20 protein-coding genes are annotated in these 23,676 nt (G+C 67.1%); 19 read left to right on the forward strand and 1 reads right to left on the reverse strand.

Annotated features, from left to right (window positions below; genetic code table 11):
- Positions 1–85: 85 nt before the first annotated feature.
- The 13 genes from acpP (at position 86) to ACZIYR_RS06715 (ending at position 12,502) form a co-directional block, all read left to right on the forward strand.
- The gene (gene acpP / locus ACZIYR_RS06655) at positions 86–319 is read left to right on the forward strand and encodes an acyl carrier protein (RefSeq protein WP_008956801.1); all 234 of its coding nucleotides are present in this window, start codon (positions 86–88) and stop codon (positions 317–319) included.
- Positions 320–506: 187 nt separating this feature from the next.
- Positions 507–1,748 (forward strand): beta-ketoacyl-ACP synthase II, encoded by a 1,242-nt coding sequence (fabF, locus tag ACZIYR_RS06660; protein WP_483529055.1) that lies wholly within the window; start codon positions 507–509, stop codon positions 1,746–1,748.
- Positions 1,745–2,572 carry an aminodeoxychorismate lyase gene (gene pabC, locus ACZIYR_RS06665; protein WP_473032972.1) on the forward strand — a complete coding sequence of 276 codons (828 nt, stop codon included), beginning with the start codon at positions 1,745–1,747 and terminating at the stop codon, positions 2,570–2,572. The genes fabF and pabC overlap by 4 nt, the downstream gene beginning before the upstream one ends.
- A gap of 16 nt (positions 2,573–2,588) precedes the next feature.
- On the forward strand, positions 2,589–3,590 hold the full coding sequence (gene mltG, locus ACZIYR_RS06670) for an endolytic transglycosylase MltG (protein WP_483528644.1): 1,002 nt from the start codon (positions 2,589–2,591) through the stop codon (positions 3,588–3,590).
- Between the two features lie 11 nt (positions 3,591–3,601).
- A complete protein-coding gene (gene tmk / locus ACZIYR_RS06675) occupies positions 3,602–4,408 on the forward strand; it encodes a dTMP kinase (RefSeq protein ID WP_483528645.1) in 807 nt (268 codons plus the stop codon).
- Entirely contained in the window at positions 4,405–5,415 is a 1,011-nt protein-coding gene (locus tag ACZIYR_RS06680) for a DNA polymerase III subunit delta' (protein ID WP_483529056.1), read from the forward strand. The genes tmk and ACZIYR_RS06680 overlap by 4 nt, the downstream gene beginning before the upstream one ends.
- A gap of 26 nt (positions 5,416–5,441) precedes the next feature.
- Positions 5,442–5,777, forward strand: coding sequence for a PilZ domain-containing protein (locus ACZIYR_RS06685; protein WP_483528646.1), 336 nt, complete (start codon positions 5,442–5,444; stop codon positions 5,775–5,777).
- Positions 5,778–5,826: 49 nt separating this feature from the next.
- A complete protein-coding gene (locus ACZIYR_RS06690) occupies positions 5,827–6,672 on the forward strand; it encodes a TatD family hydrolase (RefSeq protein ID WP_483528647.1) in 846 nt (281 codons plus the stop codon).
- Positions 6,673–6,707: 35 nt separating this feature from the next.
- Entirely contained in the window at positions 6,708–7,262 is a 555-nt protein-coding gene (locus ACZIYR_RS06695) for a DUF1285 domain-containing protein (RefSeq protein ID WP_473032975.1), read from the forward strand.
- Complete coding sequence (locus tag ACZIYR_RS06700) at positions 7,259–9,478, forward strand: ATP-dependent helicase (protein WP_483528648.1); 2,220 nt, start codon at positions 7,259–7,261, stop codon at positions 9,476–9,478. The genes ACZIYR_RS06695 and ACZIYR_RS06700 overlap by 4 nt, the downstream gene beginning before the upstream one ends.
- Positions 9,479–9,527: 49 nt before the next feature.
- Complete coding sequence (locus ACZIYR_RS06705; protein WP_483528649.1) at positions 9,528–10,364, forward strand: sulfurtransferase; 837 nt, start codon at positions 9,528–9,530, stop codon at positions 10,362–10,364.
- Between the two features lie 56 nt (positions 10,365–10,420).
- Complete coding sequence (locus ACZIYR_RS06710) at positions 10,421–11,380, forward strand: Gfo/Idh/MocA family oxidoreductase (protein ID WP_483528650.1); 960 nt, start codon at positions 10,421–10,423, stop codon at positions 11,378–11,380.
- Positions 11,381–11,392: 12 nt separating this feature from the next.
- Positions 11,393–12,502 carry a DegT/DnrJ/EryC1/StrS family aminotransferase gene (locus ACZIYR_RS06715; protein WP_483528651.1) on the forward strand — a complete coding sequence of 370 codons (1,110 nt, stop codon included), beginning with the start codon at positions 11,393–11,395 and terminating at the stop codon, positions 12,500–12,502.
- 196 nt (positions 12,503–12,698) lie between these two features.
- On the opposite strand, the gene ACZIYR_RS06720 is transcribed toward ACZIYR_RS06715, so the two are convergent.
- The gene (locus ACZIYR_RS06720) at positions 12,699–14,366 is read right to left on the reverse strand and encodes an electron transfer flavoprotein-ubiquinone oxidoreductase (RefSeq protein WP_483528652.1); all 1,668 of its coding nucleotides are present in this window, start codon (positions 14,364–14,366) and stop codon (positions 12,699–12,701) included.
- Between the two features lie 365 nt (positions 14,367–14,731).
- Here ACZIYR_RS06720 and ACZIYR_RS06725 point away from each other — a divergent pair, with 365 nt between their 5' ends.
- The 6 genes from ACZIYR_RS06725 to ACZIYR_RS06750 all read left to right on the forward strand — a co-directional run bounded on the left by ACZIYR_RS06725 (position 14,732) and on the right by ACZIYR_RS06750 (position 23,187).
- Entirely contained in the window at positions 14,732–15,481 is a 750-nt protein-coding gene (locus ACZIYR_RS06725; protein ID WP_473032981.1) for an electron transfer flavoprotein subunit beta/FixA family protein, read from the forward strand.
- Between the two features lie 13 nt (positions 15,482–15,494).
- Positions 15,495–16,421 (forward strand): electron transfer flavoprotein subunit alpha/FixB family protein, encoded by a 927-nt coding sequence (locus tag ACZIYR_RS06730; protein WP_473032982.1) that lies wholly within the window; start codon positions 15,495–15,497, stop codon positions 16,419–16,421.
- Between the two features lie 429 nt (positions 16,422–16,850).
- Positions 16,851–17,462, forward strand: a complete 612-nt coding sequence (locus ACZIYR_RS06735; RefSeq protein WP_473032983.1) for a superoxide dismutase — start codon at positions 16,851–16,853, stop codon at positions 17,460–17,462.
- 174 nt (positions 17,463–17,636) lie between these two features.
- The gene (locus tag ACZIYR_RS06740; RefSeq protein ID WP_483528653.1) at positions 17,637–21,326 is read left to right on the forward strand and encodes an ATP-binding protein; all 3,690 of its coding nucleotides are present in this window, start codon (positions 17,637–17,639) and stop codon (positions 21,324–21,326) included.
- Entirely contained in the window at positions 21,323–21,949 is a 627-nt protein-coding gene (locus ACZIYR_RS06745; RefSeq protein WP_473032987.1) for a condensin complex protein MksE, read from the forward strand. The genes ACZIYR_RS06740 and ACZIYR_RS06745 overlap by 4 nt, the downstream gene beginning before the upstream one ends.
- Positions 21,946–23,187 carry a hypothetical protein gene (locus ACZIYR_RS06750; RefSeq protein ID WP_483528654.1) on the forward strand — a complete coding sequence of 414 codons (1,242 nt, stop codon included), beginning with the start codon at positions 21,946–21,948 and terminating at the stop codon, positions 23,185–23,187. Before ACZIYR_RS06745 ends, ACZIYR_RS06750 begins: the two co-directional genes overlap by 4 nt.
- Positions 23,188–23,676 lie beyond the last annotated feature (489 nt).

A 23,676-nucleotide genomic window follows, 5' to 3' on the forward strand; every position in this document is an offset into this window, starting at 1 on the left:
TCTATAAACTACCCCGCAGCTTGAGGTTGCGGACCACCCGGCTGGTCATCAGAACGGCTAACGTGAACGACTGGAGTACGTCATAATGAGCACCATCGAAGAGCGCGTGAAGAAGGTTGTGGCCGAGCGCCTGAACGTCAAGGAAGAGGATATCCAGAACAGCTCCTCCTTCACCGAAGATCTGGGCGCCGATTCCCTGGACACCGTCGAGCTGGTCATGGCGCTCGAAGAGGAATTCGACACCGAGATTCCCGATGAAGAAGCCGAGAAGATCACCACCGTTCAGGAAGCCATCGACTACGTCAACGCCCATCAGTAAAGGCGTGGTAGTCACTGCTTGCTGAGTGAGAGGCCCCTACCTCAGGGCCGTGGAAAGCCGTCCTGATCACCAGGACGGCTTTTCGTATTGTGGGGCAGCCGATGCCCAAGCGGTGCGATGTTCGTTATAATGCGCGCAATGGCGACCCCGCTGACGGGTCGTGTCACCAAGGTTGTCTGGAGGAGTGCTGATGGCTCGTAGAGTAGTGGTGACCGGGCTGGGTCTGGTTACGCCGGTGGGCAACACCGTCAAGGAAAGCTGGGCCAACATCCTGGCAGGCAAGAGCGGTATTGCCCCCATCGAGCATTTCGATGCCAGTGGCTTCAATACCCGCTTCGGGGGGTCGGTCAAGGGCTTCGATATCAGCCCCTACCTAAATCCCAAGGACGCTCGCAAGATGGACCTGTTCATCCAGTATGGCGTGGCCGCGGGCGCACAGGCCATCAGCGATGCCGGCATCGAATGCACCGAGGAGAACGCCCCGCGCATCGGCGTGGCGATCGGCTCCGGCATCGGCGGGCTGCCGATGATCGAGCATAACCACAATGCCCTGAACAAGGGCGGCGCGCGGCGCGTATCGCCGTTCTTCGTGCCCGGCTCGATCATCAACATGATCTCCGGCAACCTGGCGATCCAGCACGGTTTTCGCGGGCCCAACATCGCCATCACCACGGCCTGCACCACCGGGACGCACAACATCGGTTACAGCGCCCGCACCATCGCCTATGGCGATGCCGATGTCATGATCTGCGGCGGTGCCGAGATGGCAACCACGCCGCTGGGTCTCGGCGGCTTTTCTGCCGCCCGGGCGCTGTCGACCCGCAACGAGGCGCCGGAAGCGGCCAGCCGCCCCTGGGACCGCGACCGCGATGGGTTCGTGCTTTCCGACGGCGCCGGGGTGCTGGTGCTCGAGGAGTATGAGCATGCCAAGGCCCGCGGCGCGACCATCTACGCCGAGCTGAGCGGCTTTGGCATGAGCGATGACGCCTACCACATGACCGCGCCGCCGGTCGACGGTAGCGGGGCGGCGCTTTCCATGCGCAATGCGGTTCGCGATGCCGGCATCGATGCCTCGACCATCGACTATATCAATGCTCATGGCACTTCCACGCCGGCCGGCGACCTGGCCGAGAGCCGCGCCGTTCAGGCGGTGATGGGGGAGGCGGCCAAGTCGGTGGCGGTGAGCTCCACCAAGTCGATGATCGGCCACCTGCTGGGAGCCGCCGGGGCCGTCGAGGCGGTCTTCTCGGTGCTTGCCATCCGCGACCAGGTGGCGCCGCCCACCATCAACCTGGACAATCCTCAGGAGGGCTGCGATCTGGACTATGTGCCGCACACTGCCCGCGAGATGAAGGTCGAGGTGGCGTTGTCCAACTCCTTCGGCTTCGGCGGCACCAACGGTACCCTGCTCTTCACCAAGGTGGGATGAGCGAGGCGCAGCTGCCGGAGCCGGCCGCGGTGCCCCTGGACGACCGCGGCCTGGCCTACGGCGACGGGCTGTTCGAGACCGTGCTAGTGCGTGACGGCATCCCGCTGCTCTGGGCGTTTCACCTGGCACGGCTCGCGCGCGGCTGTGAAGCGCTGGGCCTGCCGATGCCCGCGCGCGACCGCCTCGACAGCTTGCCCGAACGGGTCGGGAAAGAGCTTGGGATACTCAAGCTGATCCTGACCCGCGGCAGCGGTGGACGCGGCTATCTGCCCCCGAGTCAGCCGTCACCGCGCCTTCTCTGGCAAACCCTGCCCTTCGCGCCGCAGCCGTCACGCTGGCGCGCTGGGGTGCGGGTGAGACTGTGTCGGCTGCGCCTTGGCCTCCAGCCGGCCCTGGCGGGTCTCAAGCACCTCAACCGCCTCGAGAATGTCCTGGCTCGCCGCGAGTGGCAGGACCCCGAGGTGGCGGAGGGGCTGCTGTGCGATAGTGACGGTCGACTGATCGAAGCGACCTGCATGAATCTGTTCTGGCAGCGGGGCGGTCGGCTAGAAACTCCGCGTCTCGACCGCTGCGGCGTGGCCGGTACGCTGCGCGCCGCCCTGATGGAGGCGCTGCCCATCGCCGAGGTGGAGGCGGGCCCCGAGGCGCTGCTCGATGCCGAGCTGGCCTGGCTGGGCAATTCGGTGCAGGGCGTCTGGCCACTGGTCCGCCTCGATGACCCCGAGGGGAGCGAGCTCAAACGCTGGTGGCCGCAGAGCGAGCGCCATCCCCTGCCGGACAAGGCCCATCAGCTGCTGGGCTATCTACACCCTGACCTGAGATGACACGACGAGGACGCCGATGCGCGCGGTAACAATCCTGCTGGTACTGGCCATTCTGGCCGGTGCGGCGCTGTTCGGTGGCTATCGCTACTGGGAAAGCCGCCTGGAGGCACCCATCGCGGTGGATCAGGCGACCCTCTACGAGGTGCCGCGGGGGGCCGGTTACAATCGGGTGGTGGCGGACCTGGCCGCCAAGGGCATCATTCGCGACGACTGGGCGTTTCGCCTGCTGACCCGAGTGGAGCCCGAGTCGATTCCGCAGCTGCGTGCCGGCGAGTACATGCTCGAACCGGGGATGAGCGGGCGCGACCTGATCGACCTGCTGGGCAGCGACCGCGTGGTCACCTATCCGCTGACGATTCCCGAGGGGTGGACGTTTCGCCAGATGCGGGCCGCACTGGAGACAGCCCCCAAGCTGGAGAGCCGCACGGCGGGCCTGGAAGACGACGAGGTCATGGCGCTATTGGGGCGCGAGGGGGAGCATCCTGAGGGCTGGTTCTTCCCCGACACCTATCGCTATCACAAGGGCATGAACGACCTGGAGATCCTGCAGCAGGCGCTTTCGCGCATGGAGCGCATCCTCGAGGAGGTGTGGGAGGGGCGCAGCGAGGACCTGACCATCGACACCCCCTATGAGGCGCTGATCATGGCCTCGCTGATCGAGCGCGAAACCGGTGCGCCCGAGGAGCGGCGTGAAATCGCGGGGGTCTTCAAACGGCGCATGGAGCGCGGGATGCGACTGCAGACCGACCCCACGGTGATCTACGGCATGGGCGAGCGCTACGATGGCCGCATCACCCGCGCCGACCTGCGCGAGGCAACGCCCTATAACACCTATGTGATCGACGGCATGCCACCCACGCCGATCGCCATGCCCGGTCGTGCCTCGCTGGAGGCGGCGGTGGACCCGCTGCCGGGCGAGACGCTCTACTTCGTCTCCCGCGGCGACGGCACCCACCACTTCTCGCGCACGCTTCGCGAGCACAATAATGCGGTAAACCGCTATATCCGCAATCGCTAATTGGAGCAGGCATGGGCAATCATGATCCTGACCGGCTTGTGCGGGGCGCCGGGGATAGCCCGGAGAGGAGGTCCTACGCTAGTGACGGCATCGGTAGCGTACAGGGAAGTATTCACAGCGCCTCCTCGCAGGGCTATCGCCGGAAAAGCCCCGAACGGAATGGCAATCAAGGTAAGGGCCGCTTCATCACCCTGGAGGGTGGCGAGGGGGTCGGCAAGTCCACCAACCTCGAGCGGGTGGCCGAGTGGCTGGAGGCGCGAGGCCTGGAGGTCGTGCGGACCCGCGAGCCGGGCGGCACCCCCCGCGCCGAGGCCATCCGGGCGCTGCTGCTCGACCCCGGCGGCGACGAGCCGCTGGCCAGGGATGCCGAGCTGCTGCTGATCTTCGCCGCCCGCGCCCAGCACCTGGCCGAGCGTATCCGCCCGGCCCTGGCCCGCGGCGCCTGGGTATTGTGCGACCGCTTTACCGATGCCACCTTCGCCTACCAGGGCGGCGGGCGCGGTATCGAGGCGGCGCGAATCGCCGAGCTGGAAGCCTTCGTACAGCAGGGGCTCGCTCCCGACCTGACGCTGCTGCTGGACATGCCGGTGGACGCTGCCCAGCGGCGGCTCGACGGGCGTTTGACCGCCAGTGGCGGCGTGCGCGACCGCTTCGAGCAGGAGCGGCGCGACTTCTTCGAGGCCGTGCGGCGTGCCTACCTGGCGCGAGCCGAGGCCGAGCCGGAGCGAATCGTCGTGATCGATGCCGATGCCCCCCTCGAGCGTGTCCAGGCGCAACTCGAAACCTCCCTGGAGCAGCGGGTGGCCCCGTGGCTATAGCCCCCGCCGACCCCGCGTCCGCGGTACTGCTGGGCCCGCTGCCCTGGCAGCAGCCGCTATGGCAGCGCTTCCTGGACCTCGCCGGCAGCGGGCGCCTGCCCCATGCGCTGCTGCTCTCCGGCCCCCACGGGGTGGGCAAGCAGCAGTTCGCCGAGGCGCTGATTGCCAGGCTGCTGTGCCTCGCCCCGGGGGAGGTGGCCTGCGGCCAGTGCCATGCCTGCCGCATGCTGGCCGCCGGCTACCATCCGGATCTGCTGCGCGTCTCGCCGGAAGAGGGCAAACGCCAGATTCGTATCGACCCCATCCGCGCGGTCAACGGCTTCGTCGCCCAGACCGCGCAGCAGGGCGGCCATCGGGTGATCGTTATTACCCCGGCGGAGGCCATGAACGTGGCCGCCGCTAACGCTCTGCTCAAGAGCCTGGAAGAGCCGGGAGAGCGGACCCAGTTCGTGCTGCTGGCCGATGTGCCTTCGTGCCTGCTGGCCACCGTCCGCTCCCGCTGTCAGCACTGGAGCCTGACGCAGCCCCAGGCCGACCAGAGCCTTGGCTGGCTCACCGAACGGCTGGGCGGCGAGGAGGAAGCGCGCTTCTGGTGGCGGGTCTCGGGGGGGCTGCCGCTGCTCGCCACCGAGCTGGCTGCACCGCCGGCACGTGCCTTGCGTCAGCAGCTCCACGAGACCTTCGATGCCCTGGTGCGCGGTGCCGAGCCGGTGGCCGAAGCGGCGCGGCTGGATCGCCAGTCCACCGAGGCGATCCTGTGGTACGGTATCGCCTGGCTGGAAGACCTGATTCGGCTGGGGCTGTCGGGCGACAGCGCACGGGTCCGCAATGCCGACCTGCTGCCGCTCTATCGCCAGGCGGTCAAGAACGCCCGGGTGCGCGACTGGTTCCGTCTGCTGGACTATGCGCGTGAACAGCGTCGGCTGCTGGCGGCCGGCGGCAACCCCAATCCCCAGCTGGTCCTCGAGGCCTGGCTGGTTCGCTGGTCCGCTCTGCTGCGTTCCTGACGCCGGAGCCACGGGAGGAGAATGCCATGGCTGCACAGAAGGCGCTGTCGCTGACCATCCAGGATGAGCAGACCCTGCTCTCCGCCTACATGCCACTGCTGGAGCGGGGCGGCATCTTCGTGCCCACCCGCGAGCGCTACGAGCTCGGCCAGGAGGTGTACCTGCTGCTGACATTGCCCGGCGATCAGGAGCGGGTCCCGGTGACCGGCCAGGTGGTATGGGTCTCGCCGGACGGTGTGGCTGGCCGCCGGGTGCCGGGTATCGGTATCCATTTCAGCCCCGAGGACCAGGCCGTACGCGATCGGATCGAAACCCTGCTGGCCGGCCAGCTGAATAAGGGGGGAGCCACCTACACCCTATGAGCGCTGCCGGCCGCTGTCCCTGTCACTCACCCTTTGAGCCTGATTCTGCATGTTTGTCGACTCCCACTGCCATCTCGACCGTCTCGACCCCCGCACCCACGGTGGCGACCTCGCCGCCGTTCTGGCCGTGGCCCGCGCCCGCGATGTCCGCCAGTTCCTGGCCATTGCCGTGACCCTGGAGGAGCTGCCGGGCATCGCCGCCATCGCTCGGGCCCATGAGGACGTGGTGATCTCCGCCGGGGTGCACCCGCTGCATCGGGTGGAGGAAGAGCCGAGCGTCGAGGCGATCAAGGAGGCCGCCGAGCGCTATGGCGTCGTGGCCATCGGCGAGTGCGGCCTCGACTACCACTACCTGGAGAAGTCACCCGAGACGGTGCCCTCTCGGGAGGTCCAGCGTGAGCGCTTTCGCCGTCAGCTGATCGCCGCCACCGAGCTCGAGTTGCCGGTGATCGTGCATACCCGCGACGCCCGGGAAGAAACCCTCGCGATGATTCGCGAGCACACCGACCCGGCCATCGGTGGCGTGCTGCACTGCTTTACCGAGGACCTGGAGATGGCCCGGGAGGCGGTGCGTCACGGCTTCTTTATTTCGCTGTCGGGGATCGTCACCTTCCGTAACGCCGAGTCGCTGCGCGATGTGGCCCGGCGGGTACCGCTGGATCGATTGCTGATCGAGACCGACAGTCCCTACCTGGCACCGGTGCCCCATCGCGGCAAGCCCAATGAGCCAGCCTGGGTGGTGGAGGTCGCCGAATGCATCGCCGCCGAGCGCGGCATCAGCGTCGATGAAGTGGCGATGCAGACCACCGCCAATTTCTACCGCCTCTTCCCCGCCGCCGCTCCCGAGGCCCCGGCTGAGGTGCGCCAGGCCCTGGCCCGCGCCGGGCTGGTATAGACTGACAGTAACGCGCCATGCCGGAGACTGCCGCCATGAATCTGGAGCCGCTGATCGAGCATGTCGACCCGACCGGCGAGATACCGCCCGTGGACCGCTGGCATCCCGAGCGAGTCGGGGAGATGGACCTGGTGATCGAGGCCGACGGCCGCTGGATCCACGAGGGCGGCGTGATCGCCCGGCCGCGACTGGTGAGGCTGCTTTCCACCGTGCTGCGCCGTGACGACGACGGCCATGTCTACCTGGTGACGCCGGCGGAGAAGCAGCGCATCCGGGTCGTCGACCGCCCCTTCGTGGTCGTCGATGCCGAGCGTGACGCGGCGGGCCGCTGGTGGCTGACCACCAACGTCGGGGACCGGCTGAGCCTGGATGATGAGCACCGCCTGCGGGTGACCGAGACCCCCGACGGCGAGCCTGTGCCCGAGGTGCCGGTGCGCTTTGGGCTCGCCGCACGCCTGGGGCGCAACGTCTTCTATCGGCTGGTGGAAGCTGCCGAGCAGCGCCGGTGCCAGGACGGCCGCCTGGAGCTGGGGCTGACCAGCGCCGGCGTCTGGCAGCCGCTCGGCGAACTGCCCGACGAGGCCCCGTGAGGCTCACCGCCGAGCAGCGCGCCGTGGTGTCGCATGGCGCCGGTCATGCCCGGGTGGCCGCCGTGGCCGGCTCCGGCAAGACCACCACGCTGGTGGCCCGGGTGCTGCAGTTGCTCGCGCGGGGCGTGCCGGCGGCGCGTATCCTGGTGCTGATGTTCAACCGCTCGGCCCGTGACGACTTTCAGGCACGCTTGGCCGCGCTGGCCCCGCCCGGTCAGCGCCTGCCGGACGTACGCACCTTTCACTCCCTGGGGCATCGCCTGACCGGAAGCCTGACCCGCTGGGGAGCGCTGTCGCCGCGTCGGCTGCTGTCCGCCGACTGGCAGGTCGAGCGGCTGCTGCGGCAGGCCTCCCTGGAGGCGCTAGGCGACGACCCGGAGCGCCGCGAGAGCGCGCTGGAAGCCGAGACCCTCGATGCCCTGGCGCATTTCTGCGGGCTGGTGAAGGCCGAGATGGCACCCCCGGCGGCGCTCTATGAGCGACTCGACTTCGGTGCGGAGACCGCCCACTTCGTGGATGCCTTCCAGCGGCTCGAAGAGCTGCTCGCCGAGCACGGCCTGATGACCTACTCGGATCTGCTCTACCGCCCCCTGCGCGCCCTGGAGGCCGACCCGGCCCTGACCGCCCGGGTCCAGGGCTTTCTCGATCAGGTGATCATCGACGAGTACCAGGACATCAACCAGGCCCAGCTGCGCCTGCTCGCCACCCTGGCCGGGCGTGACGCCGCAGTGATGGCGGTAGGCGATGCCAATCAGTGCATCTACGAGTGGCGCGGTGCCCACCCCGACACCATGCGCGAGCACTTCACCGCCACCTTCGGGTCGGCCACCGACTATCCGCTCTCTACCACCTTTCGCCACGGCCATGCCCTGGCGCTGGCGGCCAACCACGCCATCGCCGCCAACCGCCGCCGGCCCGATCAGCTGTGCCTGGCGGCTCCCGGTAACCCGGTCACCACCCTGGCGGTGGAGAGCGGCCCCGGCGCGCTGCTCGTCGAGCTGGCCGGCTGGCAACGGGCGGGGAGGCGTCTCGACGAGGCCTGTCTGCTGGTGCGCAGCTGGGCGCTGTCGGTGCCGTTCCAGCTTCAGCTGCTGCAGGCCGGCATTCCCTTCCGGCTCTCCCGGGAGGATCGCTTCGTGTTTCGCCTGCCCCTGGTGCAGGCCTTGGCCGGCTATCTGCGCCTGGCGCTGAGCCCCGGACTGCTGCACGACCCGGCGCTGCTGCAGCGGCTGCTCGAGCAGCCCACCCCCTTCGTGGCTCGAGAACGTCTTGCTGCCCTGGCCAGGCGACTGGCCGAGAGCCAGAGTTTTCCCGATCGCCACGACCCGCTGCTGGCGGGGCTCAAGCCGATCCAGCGGCGCAATCTCTCGCGACGCTGGCAGCTGCTATGCGAGCTGCCGCGGCTCGCCGGCTGGTCGCCGGCGCGGCTGCTGACCCACGTGGTCGACAGCCTGGATGCCGAGAAGGTGCTCAAGCGGGCCGCCGCGCGCCGCGAGAAGGGCGAGGAGGACGTGCGACTGCTCGACGTGCTGGTCGAGCAGGCCGCGGAAGTCCGCGACATCGGGGCCTTCATCGAGCTGCTGGAACGACCGGTGGAGAACCACAGCAGCGGGCTGCTGATCACCACCGTACACGGTGCCAAGGGGCTGGAGTGGCCGCTGGTGGCCGTGGGCGGCGCCAACGAGGAGGACTTTCCCCACTATGGTCGCGACAATCCCCTCACCGTCGACCGGCTCGAGGAGGAGCGGCGGCTGTTCTATGTGGCCATCACCCGCGCCCGCGAACGGCTGCTGATCCTCCACGACGGCGGCGCGCACCGTCCCAGCCGCTTCATCGGCGAAACGTCCTGGCAGGACTGCCTGCGAGTGGCGGCGCGGCTGGACGACGGGGCAGGGGAGGCTCAGGCGCCGCTGGTGGTGGGCTCGCCGGCCCGGGTGGCCGGCTATTTGGCGGCGCTGGGGCGTGAGCTGCCGCTCGCGCCGCTAGCCGCCGACGGGGTGGCCGAGGACGGCCCCGCCTGGGAGGCGGCGGCGTATCATCCCGGTCAGCGCCTGCGCCATGCGGTGTTCGGCGAAGGCGAAGTGACCGTGGTGGAGGGGGACCCGGCCGACCCGGTGATCGAGGTGCACTTCCGCCAGTCCGGCCGCCGGCGTCTGTTGGCCAGGCGCGCCCCCATCGAGCGCCTCGCCGCCGATCCGTCGTCGGCGGATTCCTGAGCGGGGCCGAGTCGTGAATGAGCCAAGTCCTGGGAAAAGGAGAGAGACCATGTCGAACGTGCTGATTTCCGCGGCGGAGCTGGCCGAGGCGCTGCGGGGGGCGCATCCGCCCCGGGTGCTGGACTGTCGGGCGCGGCTCGGTGAGCCGGAGGCCGGGCGACGGCTGTGGCAGGCAGGGCATGTGCCGGGCAGCCAGCACCTGGATCTGGATCGTGACCTGGCTGGCACGCCGGGGGAGGCCGGTCGTCACCCGCTGCCGAGCCAGGGCGCCTTTACGGCCACGCTGCAGCGTCTCGGCCTCTCCCCCGAGCGGCCGGTGGTGGTCTACGACGACATGGGCGGTCAGCTGGCCGCGGCCCGGGCCTGGTGGATGCTGGCCTGCTGGGCGGGGCATCCCGAGGTGCGGGTGCTGGACGGTGGCCTGCGGGCCTGGCAGGTGCAGGGCGGCGAGCTACCGCTGAGCAGCGACGCCGCCGAGCCCGCCCCCAGCGACTGGCAGCCGGATTTCGCCGAGGCCGCCCGGGTCGACGCCGACCGGGTCTTTTCCGGACGCGAGCTGAAGCTCGATGCCCGCAGTCTCGAGCGCTTTCGCGGCGAGGTCGAGCCCATCGACCCGGTGGCGGGGCATATCCCCGGCGCCCGCTGCCGGCCCAGCCCCGCCAACCTGGCCGAGGATGGCCGCTTCAAGCCGGCGGCCGAGCTGGTGGCCGAACTACCCGAGGCGTCGGCGATCATTGCCTACTGCGGCTCAGGGGTTACCGCCTGCCACAACATCCTGGCCTATGCCATCGCCGGTCGTCCCCTGCCGCGCCTCTATGCCGGCTCCTGGAGCGAGTGGATCCGCGATCCCTCGCGGCCGGTGGCGCGTGGCGGCCAGGCGAAGTAGGCTTGACCCTCAATCGATTTACGGCCCAAGGCTGACCACGACCAAGGGAGAGGGACATGAATTTCGCGCTGATTGGCGCCGCCGGCTATATCGCACCGCGTCATATGCAGGCCATCAAGGAGACCGGCCACTCGCTGGTGGCGGCCTACGACCTCAACGATTCGGTGGGCATCATCGACTCCATCTCGACGAACTGCGCTTTTTTTACCGAGTTCGAATATTTTCTCGAGCACGCCTGGCGGCTGCGGCGCCGGGGGGAAGGAGCACTGGACTATATGGTGGTCTGCTCGCCTAACCACCTGCACAGCGCCCACATCGTCGCCGGCCTGCAGCTGGGCTGCGACGTCATCTGCGAAAAGCCGCTGGTGCCGACGCCCGAGCAGCTCGACGAGCTGCGCCTGGTGGAGGAGGAGACCGGTCGCCAGGTGTACAGCATCATGCAGCTGCGTCATCACCCGGCGATCCATGAGCTGCGCGACAAGGTGCTTGCCGAACAGCGCGACAGCAAGTACGAGGTCGAGCTCACCTACATCACCGCCCGGGGCCCCTGGTACCTGGCGAGCTGGAAGGGGGACCCGCGCAAGTCCTTCGGGGTGGTGGCCGAGATCGGCATCCACTTCTTCGACATGCTGCACCAGATCTTCGGGGAGCTGGAGCATCAGGTGCTGCACTATAGCGACGACCACAAGGCCGCCGGCTACCTGGAGTACGAGAAGGCCAGGGTGCGCTGGTTCCTGTCCATCGACGAGCAGGACCTGCCCGATGCGGTGCGTGGGCGGCAGTCCACCTACCGCAGCATCACCTGTGACGAGGAGCTCTTCGAGTTCTCCACCGGCTTCACCGACCTGCACACCGTCAGCTACCGCGAGATCCTGGCCGGTCGCGGCTTCGATATCGAGACCGTGCGCCACTGCCTGGAAACCGTGACGGCGATTCGCGCCGCGACCCCCGAGTCGCCGCGCCAGGGCGAGGGCCACCCGCGGATGCTGGAGCTGGGATTGGCCACCAGCGTATAGGGAGGCGCTACCATGCAGTTCATCGATCTGGCCGCCCAGCAGGCGCGCATCAAGCCGCAGCTCGATGCGGCCATTGTCCGCGTGCTGGCCCATGGCCGCTATGTCCTTGGGCCGGAGGTGGAGGCGCTCGAGCAGCGGTTGGCCGACTACGTCGGCGTGTCACACTGTATCGGCTGCGCCAACGGCACCGACGCCCTGCAGATCGCCCTGATGGCGCTGGAGATCGGCCCGGGCGACGAGGTGATCGTGCCCGGCTTCACCTTTGTCGCCTCGGCGGAGAGCGTGGCGCTGGTGGGGGCCAGGCCCGTCTACGTGGACATCGATCCCGACACCTACCTGCTCGACCCGGCTCGACTCGAGGCGGCGATTACGCCGCGCACCCGCGCCATCATGCCGGTGTCGATGTTCGGTCAGTGTGCCGACATGGCGGCGATCGAGGCGGTGGCCGACCGCCACGGGCTGGCGGTGGTCGAGGATGCCGCCCAAAGCTTCGGGGCGACCCAGCGCGGCCGGCGCTCGGGGAGCCTCAGCCGTGTCGCCACCACCAGCTTCTTTCCCAGCAAGCCGCTAGGGGCCTATGGCGACGGCGGCGCGCTGTTCACCGACGACCCCGCGCTTGCCGAGGCGATTCGCCTGGTGGCGCGTCACGGCGAGGCCAGGCGCTACCATCATGTTTGCCTGGGCATGAACAGCCGGCTCGATACCCTGCAGGCCGCCGTGCTACTGGCCAAGCTGGACATCTTCGACGAGGAGGTGGCGCTGCGCCAGGCGGCGGCCGGGCGCTATGACCGGCTGCTTCAGCAGGCGGGAATCACCACCGCACCGGTGCTCGCGCCTGGCAACACCAGCGTCTATGCCCAGTACAGCCTCCGAGTGGCCAACCGGGAGGCAGTGCAGCGCCGGCTTGCCGATGCCGGCATTCCGACCGCCGTTCACTACCCGCAGCCGCTCAACCGCCAGCCGGCGGTAGCGGACCCGGAGAGCCGGCTGCCGGTGTCGGAGGCCGTCTGCGAGACGATCCTCAGCCTGCCCATGCACCCCTATCTGGAAGAGGCGCAGCAGCAGCGGGTGGTGGAGGCGCTGGCGAAGGCCCTGAAAGAGGAAGGAAACGGTCCCATCTGAGGGGGGCGGCGACACCGTGAGGGAGCTTGCGGATGGTTCATCGCACAGTGGGCTGAATCAGTGATGCAGCCTTATGGTGGGAGGCCGGCTCTGCCGGGCGAAGTCGCCGAAGGCGACCCGTTTGTAGCGCGGAGCGCTACTTCGCGAGCTGAAGCTCCCTCCCACAAATTCGTTTCGCGCCTGTCCGTCTAGAGTCTTACATATTGGGGTAGTTGGGCCCGCCGCCGCCCTCCGGCGCCACCCAGGTGATGTTCTGGGCCGGGTCCTTGATGTCGCAGGTCTTGCAGTGCACGCAGTTCTGGAAGTTGATCTGGAACTGCGGTTTGCCCTCGTCGTCTTCCACGACCTCGTAGACCCCCGCCGGGCAGTAGCGCTGGGCGGGCTCGGCGTACTCGGGCAGGTTATCGCGGATCGGCAGCTCGGGGTCGGCCAGCTTCAGGTGGCAGGGTTGATCCTCCTCGTGGTTGGTGTTCGACAAAAACACCGAGGAGAGCTTGTCGAAGGAGAGCTTGCCGTCGGGCTTGGGGTAGTCGATCTTCTCGAACTCGCTGGCCGGTTTGAGCGTGGCGTGGTCCGGGGTGGTGTCGTGGACGTTGGGCAGCCTGCCGCCGAGCAGTTGGTTGACGAAGTTGTAGGCGCCGCCGCCCACGGTGCCGTACTTGTGGATCGCTGGGCCGAAGCTGGCGCTCTCCTTGAGCTCGGCATAAGCCCAGCTGGCCTCCCACTTCTCGGTAAAGGCGGCGAGCTCGGTGCCCCCTTCATCACCGGCGGCGACGGCCTCGAACACCGCCTCGGCGGCCACCAGGCCGGACTTCATGGCGGTATGCAGTCCCTTGATCTTGGAGAAGTTCAGGGTGCCGGCATCGCAGCCGACCAGCAGGCCACCGGGGAAGGTCATCTTGGGCAGGCAGTTGAGGCCGCCCTTGGTGATGGCTCGGGCACCGTAGGAGACCCGCTTGCCGCCTTCCAGGTGCTTGGCGAGCACCGGGTGATGCTTCATGCGCTGGAACTCGTCGAAGGGCGAGAGCCACGGATTCTGATAGGAGAGGTCCATGATCAGGCCGACCACCACCTGCTGGTTCTCGGCGTGGTAGAGGAACCAGCCGCCGTGGGTCTTCTTGTCCAGCGGCCAGCCGGAGCCGTGCAGCACCAGGCCGGGCTCGTGCTGCTCGGCGGGAATGTCCCAGAGCTCCTTCAAGCCGATGCCATAGTGCTGCGGGTCCTTGCCTTCGTCGAGCTTGAACTCTTCGATCAGCCGCTTGCCCAGATGGCCGCGACAGCCCTCGGCAAAAAGGGTGTACTTGGCGCGCAGCTCCATGCCCGGCATATGGCCGTCCTTGGGCTGCCCATCGGCGCTGACGCCCATGTCGCCAATCAGGATGCCCTTGACCACGCCGTCCTCGACGATCGTCTCCTGGGCGGCGAAGCCGGGGAAGATCTCCACCCCCAGCGCCTCGGCCTGCTCGGCTAGCCAGCGGCACAGGTTGCCGGCGCTGATCACATAGCGGGGCATGTCGCCACCGGTGTTATGCATCGACTTGGGCACCAGGGCATTGGGGAGCTTCTGGGCCTTCTCGGCGTCCTTGAGCAGGTAGACCTCGTCGCGGGTCGCCGGCGTGGTGAGGGGCGCGCCGCGCTCCTCCCAGTCGGGGAAGAGTTCGGCCAGGGCGCGGGGTTCGAAGACCGCGCCGGAGAGGATATGGGCCCCCACCTCGGAGCCCTTCTCCACCACGCACACCGACAGCTCCTGTTCGGCCTCATTGGCCTGCTGCATCAGCCGACAGGCCGCCGACAGGCCTGAAGGGCCGGCGCCGACGATGACCACGTCGAACTCCATCGAATCACGCTCTACTTGCTCTGACATCCGGTTGCTCCTCCCTCGCCATCGACGTCACGGCTACGGTCTACCACCAACGTCGAAAGAATTTAAAACGGTCGTTTGCTTCTCGATATTCTCCATGATAGGCATAATAGACGACTCAGGTCACCCCTACGATGGGTAATGTGCGGCGGGAGCCGCGAGAAGCTCCGATCGGCTGGGATTGTTGCCGCGGGTCTGCCTGTGGCACATTAAAAGGGTTTTGCGTTGCGGCGCCTATCAAACGCTTGCATGAAACACACAAAGGCATGCCAGCCGGTTCTAAGGAAACGCCAGCAGGTCCGGTGCGAGTCGGGCGTATCGGCGCTCCCTAACTAGACGGTTCCTACACTGAACCAAGCGAGGACACCATGAAAGTACTCGTCGCGGTCAAACGCGTCATCGACTACAACGTCAAGATCCGGGTCAAGCCGGATAACTCCGACGTCGACCTCACCAACGTCAAGATGGCCATGAACCCCTTCTGCGAGATCGCCGTGGAAGAGGCGGTGCGCCTGAAGGAGAAGGGCGTGGCGACCGAGATCGTCGCGGTGACCATCGGTCCCAAGGCCGCCCAGGAGCAGCTGCGTACCGCGCTGGCGCTGGGCGCCGACCGTGCCGTGCATGTCGAGACCGACGAGCGCGTCGAGTCGCTGGCCGCCGCCAAGCTGCTGGCCAAGGTGGTGGACGAGGAGCAGCCGGGCCTTACGATCCTCGGCAAGCAGGCCATCGACACCGACAACAACCAGACCGGCCAGATGCTCGCCGCCCTGACCGGCCTGCCCCAGGGCACCTTCGCTTCCGAGGTGGTCATCGACGGCGACAAGGCCCAGGTGACGCGCGAGATCGATGGCGGCCTGCAGACCGTCGAGCTATCCCTGCCCGCCATCGTCACCACCGACCTGCGCTTGAACGAGCCGCGCTACGCCAAGCTGCCCGACATCATGAAGGCCAAGAAGAAGCCGATGGACGTCAAGTCGCCGGCAGACCTGGGCGTTGAGGTGGCCTCCAAGGTCAAGCTGCTCAAGGTCGAGCCGCCGGCCGAGCGCCAGGGCGGCATCAAGGTGGGCTCCGTGGATGAGCTCGTGGACAAACTGAAAAACGAAGCCAAAGTGCTTTGAGGGAGCTGATTTCATGAGCATTCTGGTACTCGCCGAACATCACGACGGCGCCCTGGTCGGCGCCACTGCCCACGTGGTTGCCGCGGCGCAAGCCATCGGCGGCGACATTGACATTCTGGTGGCGGGCGAGAACGTTGGCGCCGTGGCACAAGCGGCCGCCAAGCTCGACGGCGTGCGCAAGGTGCGCGTGGCCGACAACGCCGCCTACGCCCACCTGCTGGCCGAGCCCACCGCCGCGCTGCTCGCCGAGCTGGCCGGCGACTACAGCCACCTGCTGGCCGCCGCCTCCACCACCGGCAAGAACGTGCTGCCCCGCGTCGCCGCCCTCAAGGACGTCTCCCAGATCTCCGAGATCATCGCGGTGGAGTCCCCGGACACCTTCAAGCGCCCGATCTACGCCGGCAACGCCATCGCCACCGTGCAGAGTGAGGATCCGCTCAAGGTGATCACCGTGCGTGCCACCGGCTTCGATGCCGTTGGCGAAGGCGGTAGCGCCGAGGTCGAAGCGGTGGACGTCGTGGCCGACAACGCCCAGTCCACCTTCGTCAAGGAAGCGCTGGCCGAGTCCGACCGTCCCGAGCTGGGCGCCGCCAAGGTGGTGATCTCCGGCGGTCGCGGCATGGGCAGCGGCGAGAACTTCAAGCTGCTCGAGGGCATCGCCGACAAGCTGGGTGCGGCCATCGGCGCGTCGCGTGCCGCAGTGGACGCCGGCTTCGTGCCCAACGACATGCAGGTGGGCCAGACCGGCAAGATCGTCGCGCCGGAGCTCTACATTGCCGTGGGCATTTCAGGAGCCATCCAGCACCTGGCCGGCATGAAGGACTCCAAGGTGATCGTCGCCATCAACAAGGACGAGGAGGCGCCGATCTTCCAGGTGGCCGACTATGGTCTGGTGGCGGATCTCTTCGAGGCCCTGCCGGAGCTGGAAAGCAAGCTGTAAAAAATGGTTCATCGCACTTTAGCGTGAACATGTTTGGCAGGTTTGATGGTGGGAGGCCGGCTCTGCCGGGCGAAGGCGCCGCAGGCGCCCCATGGGTAGCGCTGAGCGCTACTTCGCGAGCTGAAGCTCCCTCCCACATAGCCTGTTCACGCCAGTCGGCGAAGAACCTAAAAAAGACCGGGATCTTCCCGGTAGCGCTCTCAACGGTCGGTGGCCTCGAGGCGCTACCCCGGCAGCGAGCCGGCCCTCCTGAGAGGGCCGGCTCGCTGCTGTTGGGGTTATAGCCATGGGGAAGCCGGCAGAGGGAGATTGTCAGAGCCTATATAAGCTGATAACGATTTTTATTAGCGCGGTGAACGATGATCTGCCATCCTTGGGGATGAAGTCCACGGGGCCAGCCCCCTTTGCCATCCTTAAGGAGGAGAGATCATGCCGCATACACTGCCCGACCTTCCCTATGGCTATGATGCGCTGGAGCCGTATATCGACACGACGACCATGGAAATTCACCATGGCCGGCATCATCAGACCTACGTCAACAATCTCAATGGCGCCCTGGAGGGGACGGGGCTCGAAGAAGTGCCGGTGGACGAGCTGCTCGCCAATCTCGACCGGGTACCGGAGGACAAGCGCCAGGCGGTGATCAACAACGCCGGCGGCCACTCCAATCACTCCAAGTTCTGGCAGATGATGTCGCCCAAAGGGGGCGGCCAGCCCCAGGGCAAGGTGGCTCAGGCCATCGACAGCGAGCTGGGAGGTTTCGATGCCTTCAAGGACGCCTTCACCAAGGCGGCACTGGGGCGCTTCGGCAGTGGCTGGGCCTGGCTCAGCGTGACCCCGGAGAAGACGCTGGTGGTGGAGAACACCTTGAACCAGGATAGTCCGATCATGCACGGCAATACCCCGGTACTGGGCCTGGATGTCTGGGAACACGCCTACTACCTGAAATATCAGAACAAACGCCCGGACTATGTGGCCGCCTTCTTCAACGTGATCAACTGGGAAGACGTCGAGCGGCGCTACCAGGCCGCCGTTTCCTGATCGCGTCGTACCTCCGCCGACCGTCCTGACGATCGCCGTGGCCTTTGGGTCGCGGCGATCTGCTTAGGGCAGCGCCGCGGTGGTTAAGCGTCTCGCTGCAGAAGGGTGAATGCCACGACGCCGGGTCTCTGGCAAGATAGGGCGCTTTGGACATGACAGGATCAAGGACGCGGCATGGCTCACCTGCTACGCATCGTGATGATTCACGGCCATCTCGAGGGAGTGGTCGAACTCAGTGTGGACGGCCACACCAATATCTGCGGCACCAATGCGTCGGGCAAGACCACTCTGCAGCGCCTGGTGCCGGTGTTCTATGGTGAGCTACCCAACCGGGTGGTGCCCAAGACCCGGATGAAGTTCGACGCCTTCTACCTGCCGCATCGGAACAGCTACCTGGTCTACGAGTACCGCCGCGAAGCGGGCAACGTTTGCCAGGCGGTGCTGACCCGCAAGAGCGACGGCGGGGTGGAGTATCGCTTCGTCGGCGCCCCCTATCGTCCCGAGGATTACCTGATCGAGAGCGATGCCGGGGTAGTGGCGCTCGACTACGCGCAGTGGGCCAGCGGGCTGCGTCGCGAGGGAATCAGCGTGTCGGCGAAGCTGGGTGCCACTTCCGAATACCGCTCGGTCATCCAGAACGACTTCACCCAGCAGGGTGCGGCCCAGTCCCAGGGCAACCGCCGCGACGGACTCAAGCTGCGCCAGATCGCCGCCCAGTTCAGTCTGGTCAAGCCCGAGCGGCGCATACGTCATATCGAGAAGCTGGTCTCGGCGGTTCACGCCAAGGAGGGCAAGATGGATACCCTCAAGACCATGCTGGCGGCGATCTTCGAGGAGGATGGGGTCGAGCTGCCGGTGACTCGTATCCGCAACACCAAGGCGCGGGAGTGGATCGCCCAGATGCGCCAGTCGATGCGTCTGGCGCCTCTCCAGCAGCGGCTTGGGGAGTTGGGCGGGGTGGACCGTGAGCTTGCCGAGCTTGAAGCCACCTTATGGCAGTTGAAACCCCAGCTGGAGGCAGATCGCCATCGCGCCGAGCGCACCCTGGCCGATCTGGAGGCACAGCTCAGCCAGCACCAGCGTGATTTTCAGGCGCGTGAGCAGGAGTACGAGCAGGCGCGGGATGCCCTCAATGATCGCGCCAGCGAGCTGGGCAGCGAGCTGGATCACACCCAGCGCGATCTCAATGACCTGCAGCGCCAGTATGAGCAGTATACCGAGGCGGACATGCCCGCCCTGGAGCGCGACCTGGAGGCGTTGCCGCAATGGCGTGAACAGCATCAGCAGCTGCGCGACCACCTCGAGTTCATGCAGCAGGCCGTGCAGGCCAGTCAGGCCAAGCGGGAAGGGCGGCTTCGCGAGCTAGCCGATACCCTGGCCCGTCAGACCGACGAGGCCCAGGCGCTCATCGATGCCCTGGGCGAGGAGAAGGAGAGCTGTCGCGAACGGCACTGGGAGGCGCAGCGAAGCCTCGAGGCGCGCAGCCAGGGTGAGCGAGGCGACCTGGAGGCTAGCTACCAGGCGCGCCTGGAGCAGGGTGTCGAGCGTCTGGCCGAGCTCAAGACACAGCTGATGCATACTGCTCAGACCTCGGAAGAGGCTCAAGAAGCCGAGCTGGCCCAGGCGCGCCTGGACAGGGCCCAGAGCGACCGCAGCGCGGCCGCCACGACCCTCGATGGACTGCGCCGCGAGCATGAAAGCGGAAAGAAAGAGCGTGACAGCGCCGAGCGTGAGCTCGAGCAGACTCGCCAGCAGCGCTCCCAGGCCGAGCGTCACTGCGAAGCGCTTTACCGGCAGCGCGACCCCGCCCAGGGCAGTCTGCGTCATTTCCTGCGCTATCACCGTCCGGGGTGGGAGCAGCGGCTGGGTAAGGTGATCGCTCCCGAGCTGCTGGAGCGACGGGATCTTGCCCCCCAGCTTGCCGAGGAGGCTGGCGACGACCTATTTGGCGTGGTCCTGGACCTTGCGGCGATTGCCTTGCCCGATGACGCCCAGGATGAGGCGAGCCTGCTGGCCGCCATCGAGGCGGCCGAGGCGGCCCTGACTCGCGCCGAGGCGGATGTCCAGGCCGCGAAAAAACGCCTCAAGGCGCAACACGACCGGGTCCAGGGGGCCGAGGTGACGCTGGGGCAGGCGCGTAGCGCCCTCAAGCGGGCCGACGAGGAGGTGGAGTACGCCCTGGAAGCCCGCCGCCAGCTGCATGATCGCCACGTCAAGCAGCAGCAGGCGCGGCGGGCGGCCGGAGAGGCGGCGCTGGCCGAGCAGGAAGCGCTCCAGCAGGCGCTGCGTGACGAGAAGCACGAGGCGCTCGACGCGCTGACCGAGACCCATCAGGCGCAGTTGCTCGAGCTCAAGGCCGATGCCCAGAGCCAGCTGGACAGCCTGGAAGGGCAGCTCCACCAGCGCAAACGCCAGCTTGGCGACCTGAAGGCGGAGCATCGGCGCCAGCGAGACGAGCTGGAGGCTGCCTTCAACCAGGAGCTTGAAGCCCAGGGCGTCGACCCGGTCACCCTGAAGGAGACCCAGTCACGGCTGGCCGCCCTGGAGGAGCGCATGCGCATCACCGCGGCCCGCCAGGAGGAGCTGGCGGCCTATCGGCGCTTCATGCGCGTCGAGTGGGGCGAGCGCAAACCGCGGCTGGTGGAAAAGGAAGCCACGCTGACCCGTGAGCAGCAGGAGGTACAGCGTGAGCGAGACCAGCTGCGCAGCGACTTCCAGGCCGCCAAGGCGGCCTATCAGCAGACGCTCAACGCGCTGAAAGGCAGTCAGCACGCCGAGCAGGAGGTCATGGGCGCTCTCGAACCGCTGCTGGACCAGGTGGAGAGCCTGGGGCTGAGCGCGGCGGTCGAGCCGATCCGCGAGTCCCCGGGGGATGTGCACGAACGTATCGAGCGGACCCGTCAGGCGCTGGCCAGCCGCAGCCGCGAGCTGGAGACCCTGCGCAAGGGCTGCGAACAGGTGGAGGGTGAGCTGATCAAGGGAGCCAGCAGCGGCTTCGTCGAGGCCCTGGACACCGAGCGGGGCAAGCTCGCCGGTGAGTCTGATTCGCCCCGGCGGCTGCTGCCGCTGCTGCGCGGCATGCTCCAGCTGCTCGAGGATCAACAGCAGCAGCTGGTACAGCAGGGGCGCAATCTCAGTGACGACCTGGACAAGTTCTTCACCGTGTTCCGCGACCTCAACCGCCGCATCAGCGCCCAGAGTCGTCGCCTCTCCGAAGAGGTCGCCGACGACCTGACCCTGGAAGGTATCGGCAAGGCTGAGGTGAAGATCCAGTCCACCATCGACGAGCTGGGCTTCTGGGAGCCGCTCAAGCTGTTCGCCCAGCGCTATCGGGAGTGGCGCGAATCGGGGCAGCCGCTGCCCAGCGACGACTACCTCGACGCCTTGGCCGACGTGGTGGAACTCTTGCGCAGTGACCAGCAGTACAGCTTCGAGAGCCTGCTGCGCCTGGAGCTGCACCTCAACGAGGGAGGCACCGACCTGGTGATCAAGAACGACCGCCAGCTGCTGGAGTCATCCAGTCACGGTATGGCCTACCTGATCCTGTGCAAGTTCCTGCTCGCCTTCACTCGGCTGCTGCGAGGTCGGGCCGAGATCGCCATCCACTGGCCCATCGACGAGATCGGCACTCTGGCCTACCACAACGTCGAGAAGTTGTTCGACGCCTGCGACAGCAACCGCATCCATATCGTCGGCGCCTTTCCCAACCCGGAGTCGGACGTGCTGCTGCTGTTTGACAACCGCTATCTGATCGACCGGGATGAGGCCGATCCTTCCCTGCGTCGACTCAAGCGTATCGAACCGCGACTGAGCCGTCTGGCCGAACGGCTGCAGGCCCGCGCCGCTGAGGAGGTGACCGCATGATCGAGCACGGTCCACTGCTTGAACGTCTGCTGGCCGGGGAGTTCATCTGTGCGGTGAGTGACGAGCACGCCTTTCGTCGCCTTCAGGATGACCAGCTCCGCGAGCAGATCGACACCTACCTGCGCCCGCTCAACCGTCGGCTGGCCGCCAATGTGGGCGGCAGCGTCTATTTCCTGGCCTGGCGACAGCTGAACGACGACGCTCGGGAGCAGCTGTCGCGCCAGCTCGGCGATACCGTCAATAGCCTGCTGCCGCTGTTGGAGTGGCTGCAGCTGGTGCAGGAGGCGCTGGGGCGCGACGCCCTGATCGCCCCCGGCGACATTCTCAAGCCCGCCGAGCTCAGCGCCCGGTGCGAGGACAACCAGAGTCTGCGCGAACGCCTGGAGCGACTGGCTACCGACGGCTTCTTCGGCTCCCAGAGCGACCAGCTCGACGCCCAGATCAAGCAGCTCTTCAAGCGCTTGAGGGAGCACGGCTACCTGCTCCAGCCCCATGCCGAGCGCCAGGTGTACCTGGTCACCGGCAAGATCGACTATCTCGTCGACCTGGTGCGCTTTATCCGTGACGAGGAGAACCTGCCTGTCGAAGAGGAGGCGCCAGTCACCCAGGAGAGCCTGCTGTGAGCGACGGTCATGCCTTGGAGAGCCGCCTGATCACCACCGGCGCCGAGCGCCTGGCGCTGCTCGGCAAGCATGCCGAGGCGCTGATGGCTGGCTATGCCCGGGATGAGGTGCCAATGGCGGCGCTGAGCGAGACGGCGCTGCGCAAGCTGCTGGCGGCGCGTGTCCTGTGGCGACCGGACGAGCAGGGTGGCGTCAAGCTCGCCCCCAAGGTGCGTGACCTGATCGCCGAGATGCTCGCCGACGAGACCCGCCGCCATGTCAATGCCGACGTGGCGGAGACCCTGGAGCTGCTGCGCGGCCTGGTGCAGAGCTACCGCGAAGCACGCGATGCCGGCGAGCACTGGCGCCAGGAGCAGCACCTTTTGCGCCTGCGCCAGGAGGTGGACGACCTCAACGGTCGCTTCGCCGATGCCATCGACAGTCTCTGGCAGCGCCTCAACAGCGACTTCGGCTTCGTCAGTCGCCTGAACGACAAGATCCGTGAGAACGACCGCGCCCAGAAGCAGATCGTGCGCCTGCTCGACGGGCTGGCGCTGATCGATTTCGATGAATTGATCGAGCTGGTGGGCAGCGACGGCGCCCTGCGCAAGCTGCTGATCAGCCAGCTGCAGCAGCAGCTCAGCCAGCACTATACCGGCTTGCGGGAGGTTCAGCGGCGGCTCATCGAGCTGATGGCGCGCTTCCGCCAGCAGCAGTCGCGCAGCCGCCTGGTAGCAGGCATGGCCGCTTTCCTGCGCGAGCAACCCGGCTTCGTGCCCGGCAACTACGCCCGGCGCAGCGAAGTACCGACGCTGGTGAATCGGGCCGCGCCCCTGACCGCCGCCGCGTCGCCGGCGGTCGACCGCCATCTGGATGCCAGGGTGCTGACCGAGCTGCTTCACCAGCTGCCCGCACCGCCACACAAGCCTCAGGCGGTCAGCGCCGCGGGCCCCGCCGAGGCCCAGCAGGCGAGCCTGGTGGCCGCCCGCCAGCAGGCCCTCAAGCAGGACGTGGAGCGCTTCTATCTAGCGGTGATCGACCGCGACGGCGAGGCGCTCAGCGCCCTGGCCTACCTGCAGGCCAGCGACATGGCGTGGACCGACGAGATCTGGCTTTTTCAGGTGATTGCCGAGTACCAGGGGCTGCCCAGAGGGGAGCAGCGTGCCTTCCACCTGCGCCAGGAGGAGACCCAGGCGAGTCCCTTCAACCACCTGCGTCTGATCCACGACGTCCACCTACAGCTGGCGCTGCCCGCATGAGCCTATCGCCTGGTGGCCATCTGTTGCGAGACTACCTGGCGCTTATCTTAGACCAGCAGCGCGGGCTCAGGCAGCAGTGGTTCGGCGAACGACTGGAAAGAGTGTCGCTGGATCGAGATTGATCCGGCTCTGAATGACGAGCGCATCGAGGCGCATAATCGCGATGCCTACCGGCAGCTGTTCTCGGTGGTGTTCTCCGACATTCAGCGCCTCATTATGCGCACGGCTGCTCGCCAGCATGTACTGGAAGGCCAGCGGTCGAATGCCGCTGGAGGCAGGTAGTACGGCACCGTGCCAGGGGCGCAAGCGCCCCGGTCGAAGTAGGCACACGATGCGACGTCAGCGCGTATCGAAGACTTCTCGTTTTCTCCTTGACAGACCTATATGTAGGTATCTTAACCTGTAATGGCACAATATATGGTGTTGTTGGGTTGCCGTTTGTCATGTCCGCTCCATGGCGAGGAGCAAGCAGAGAGATGGAGGAGAGAA

The sequence above is a fragment of the Billgrantia sp. NRB1 genome (genome assembly GCF_056921725.1).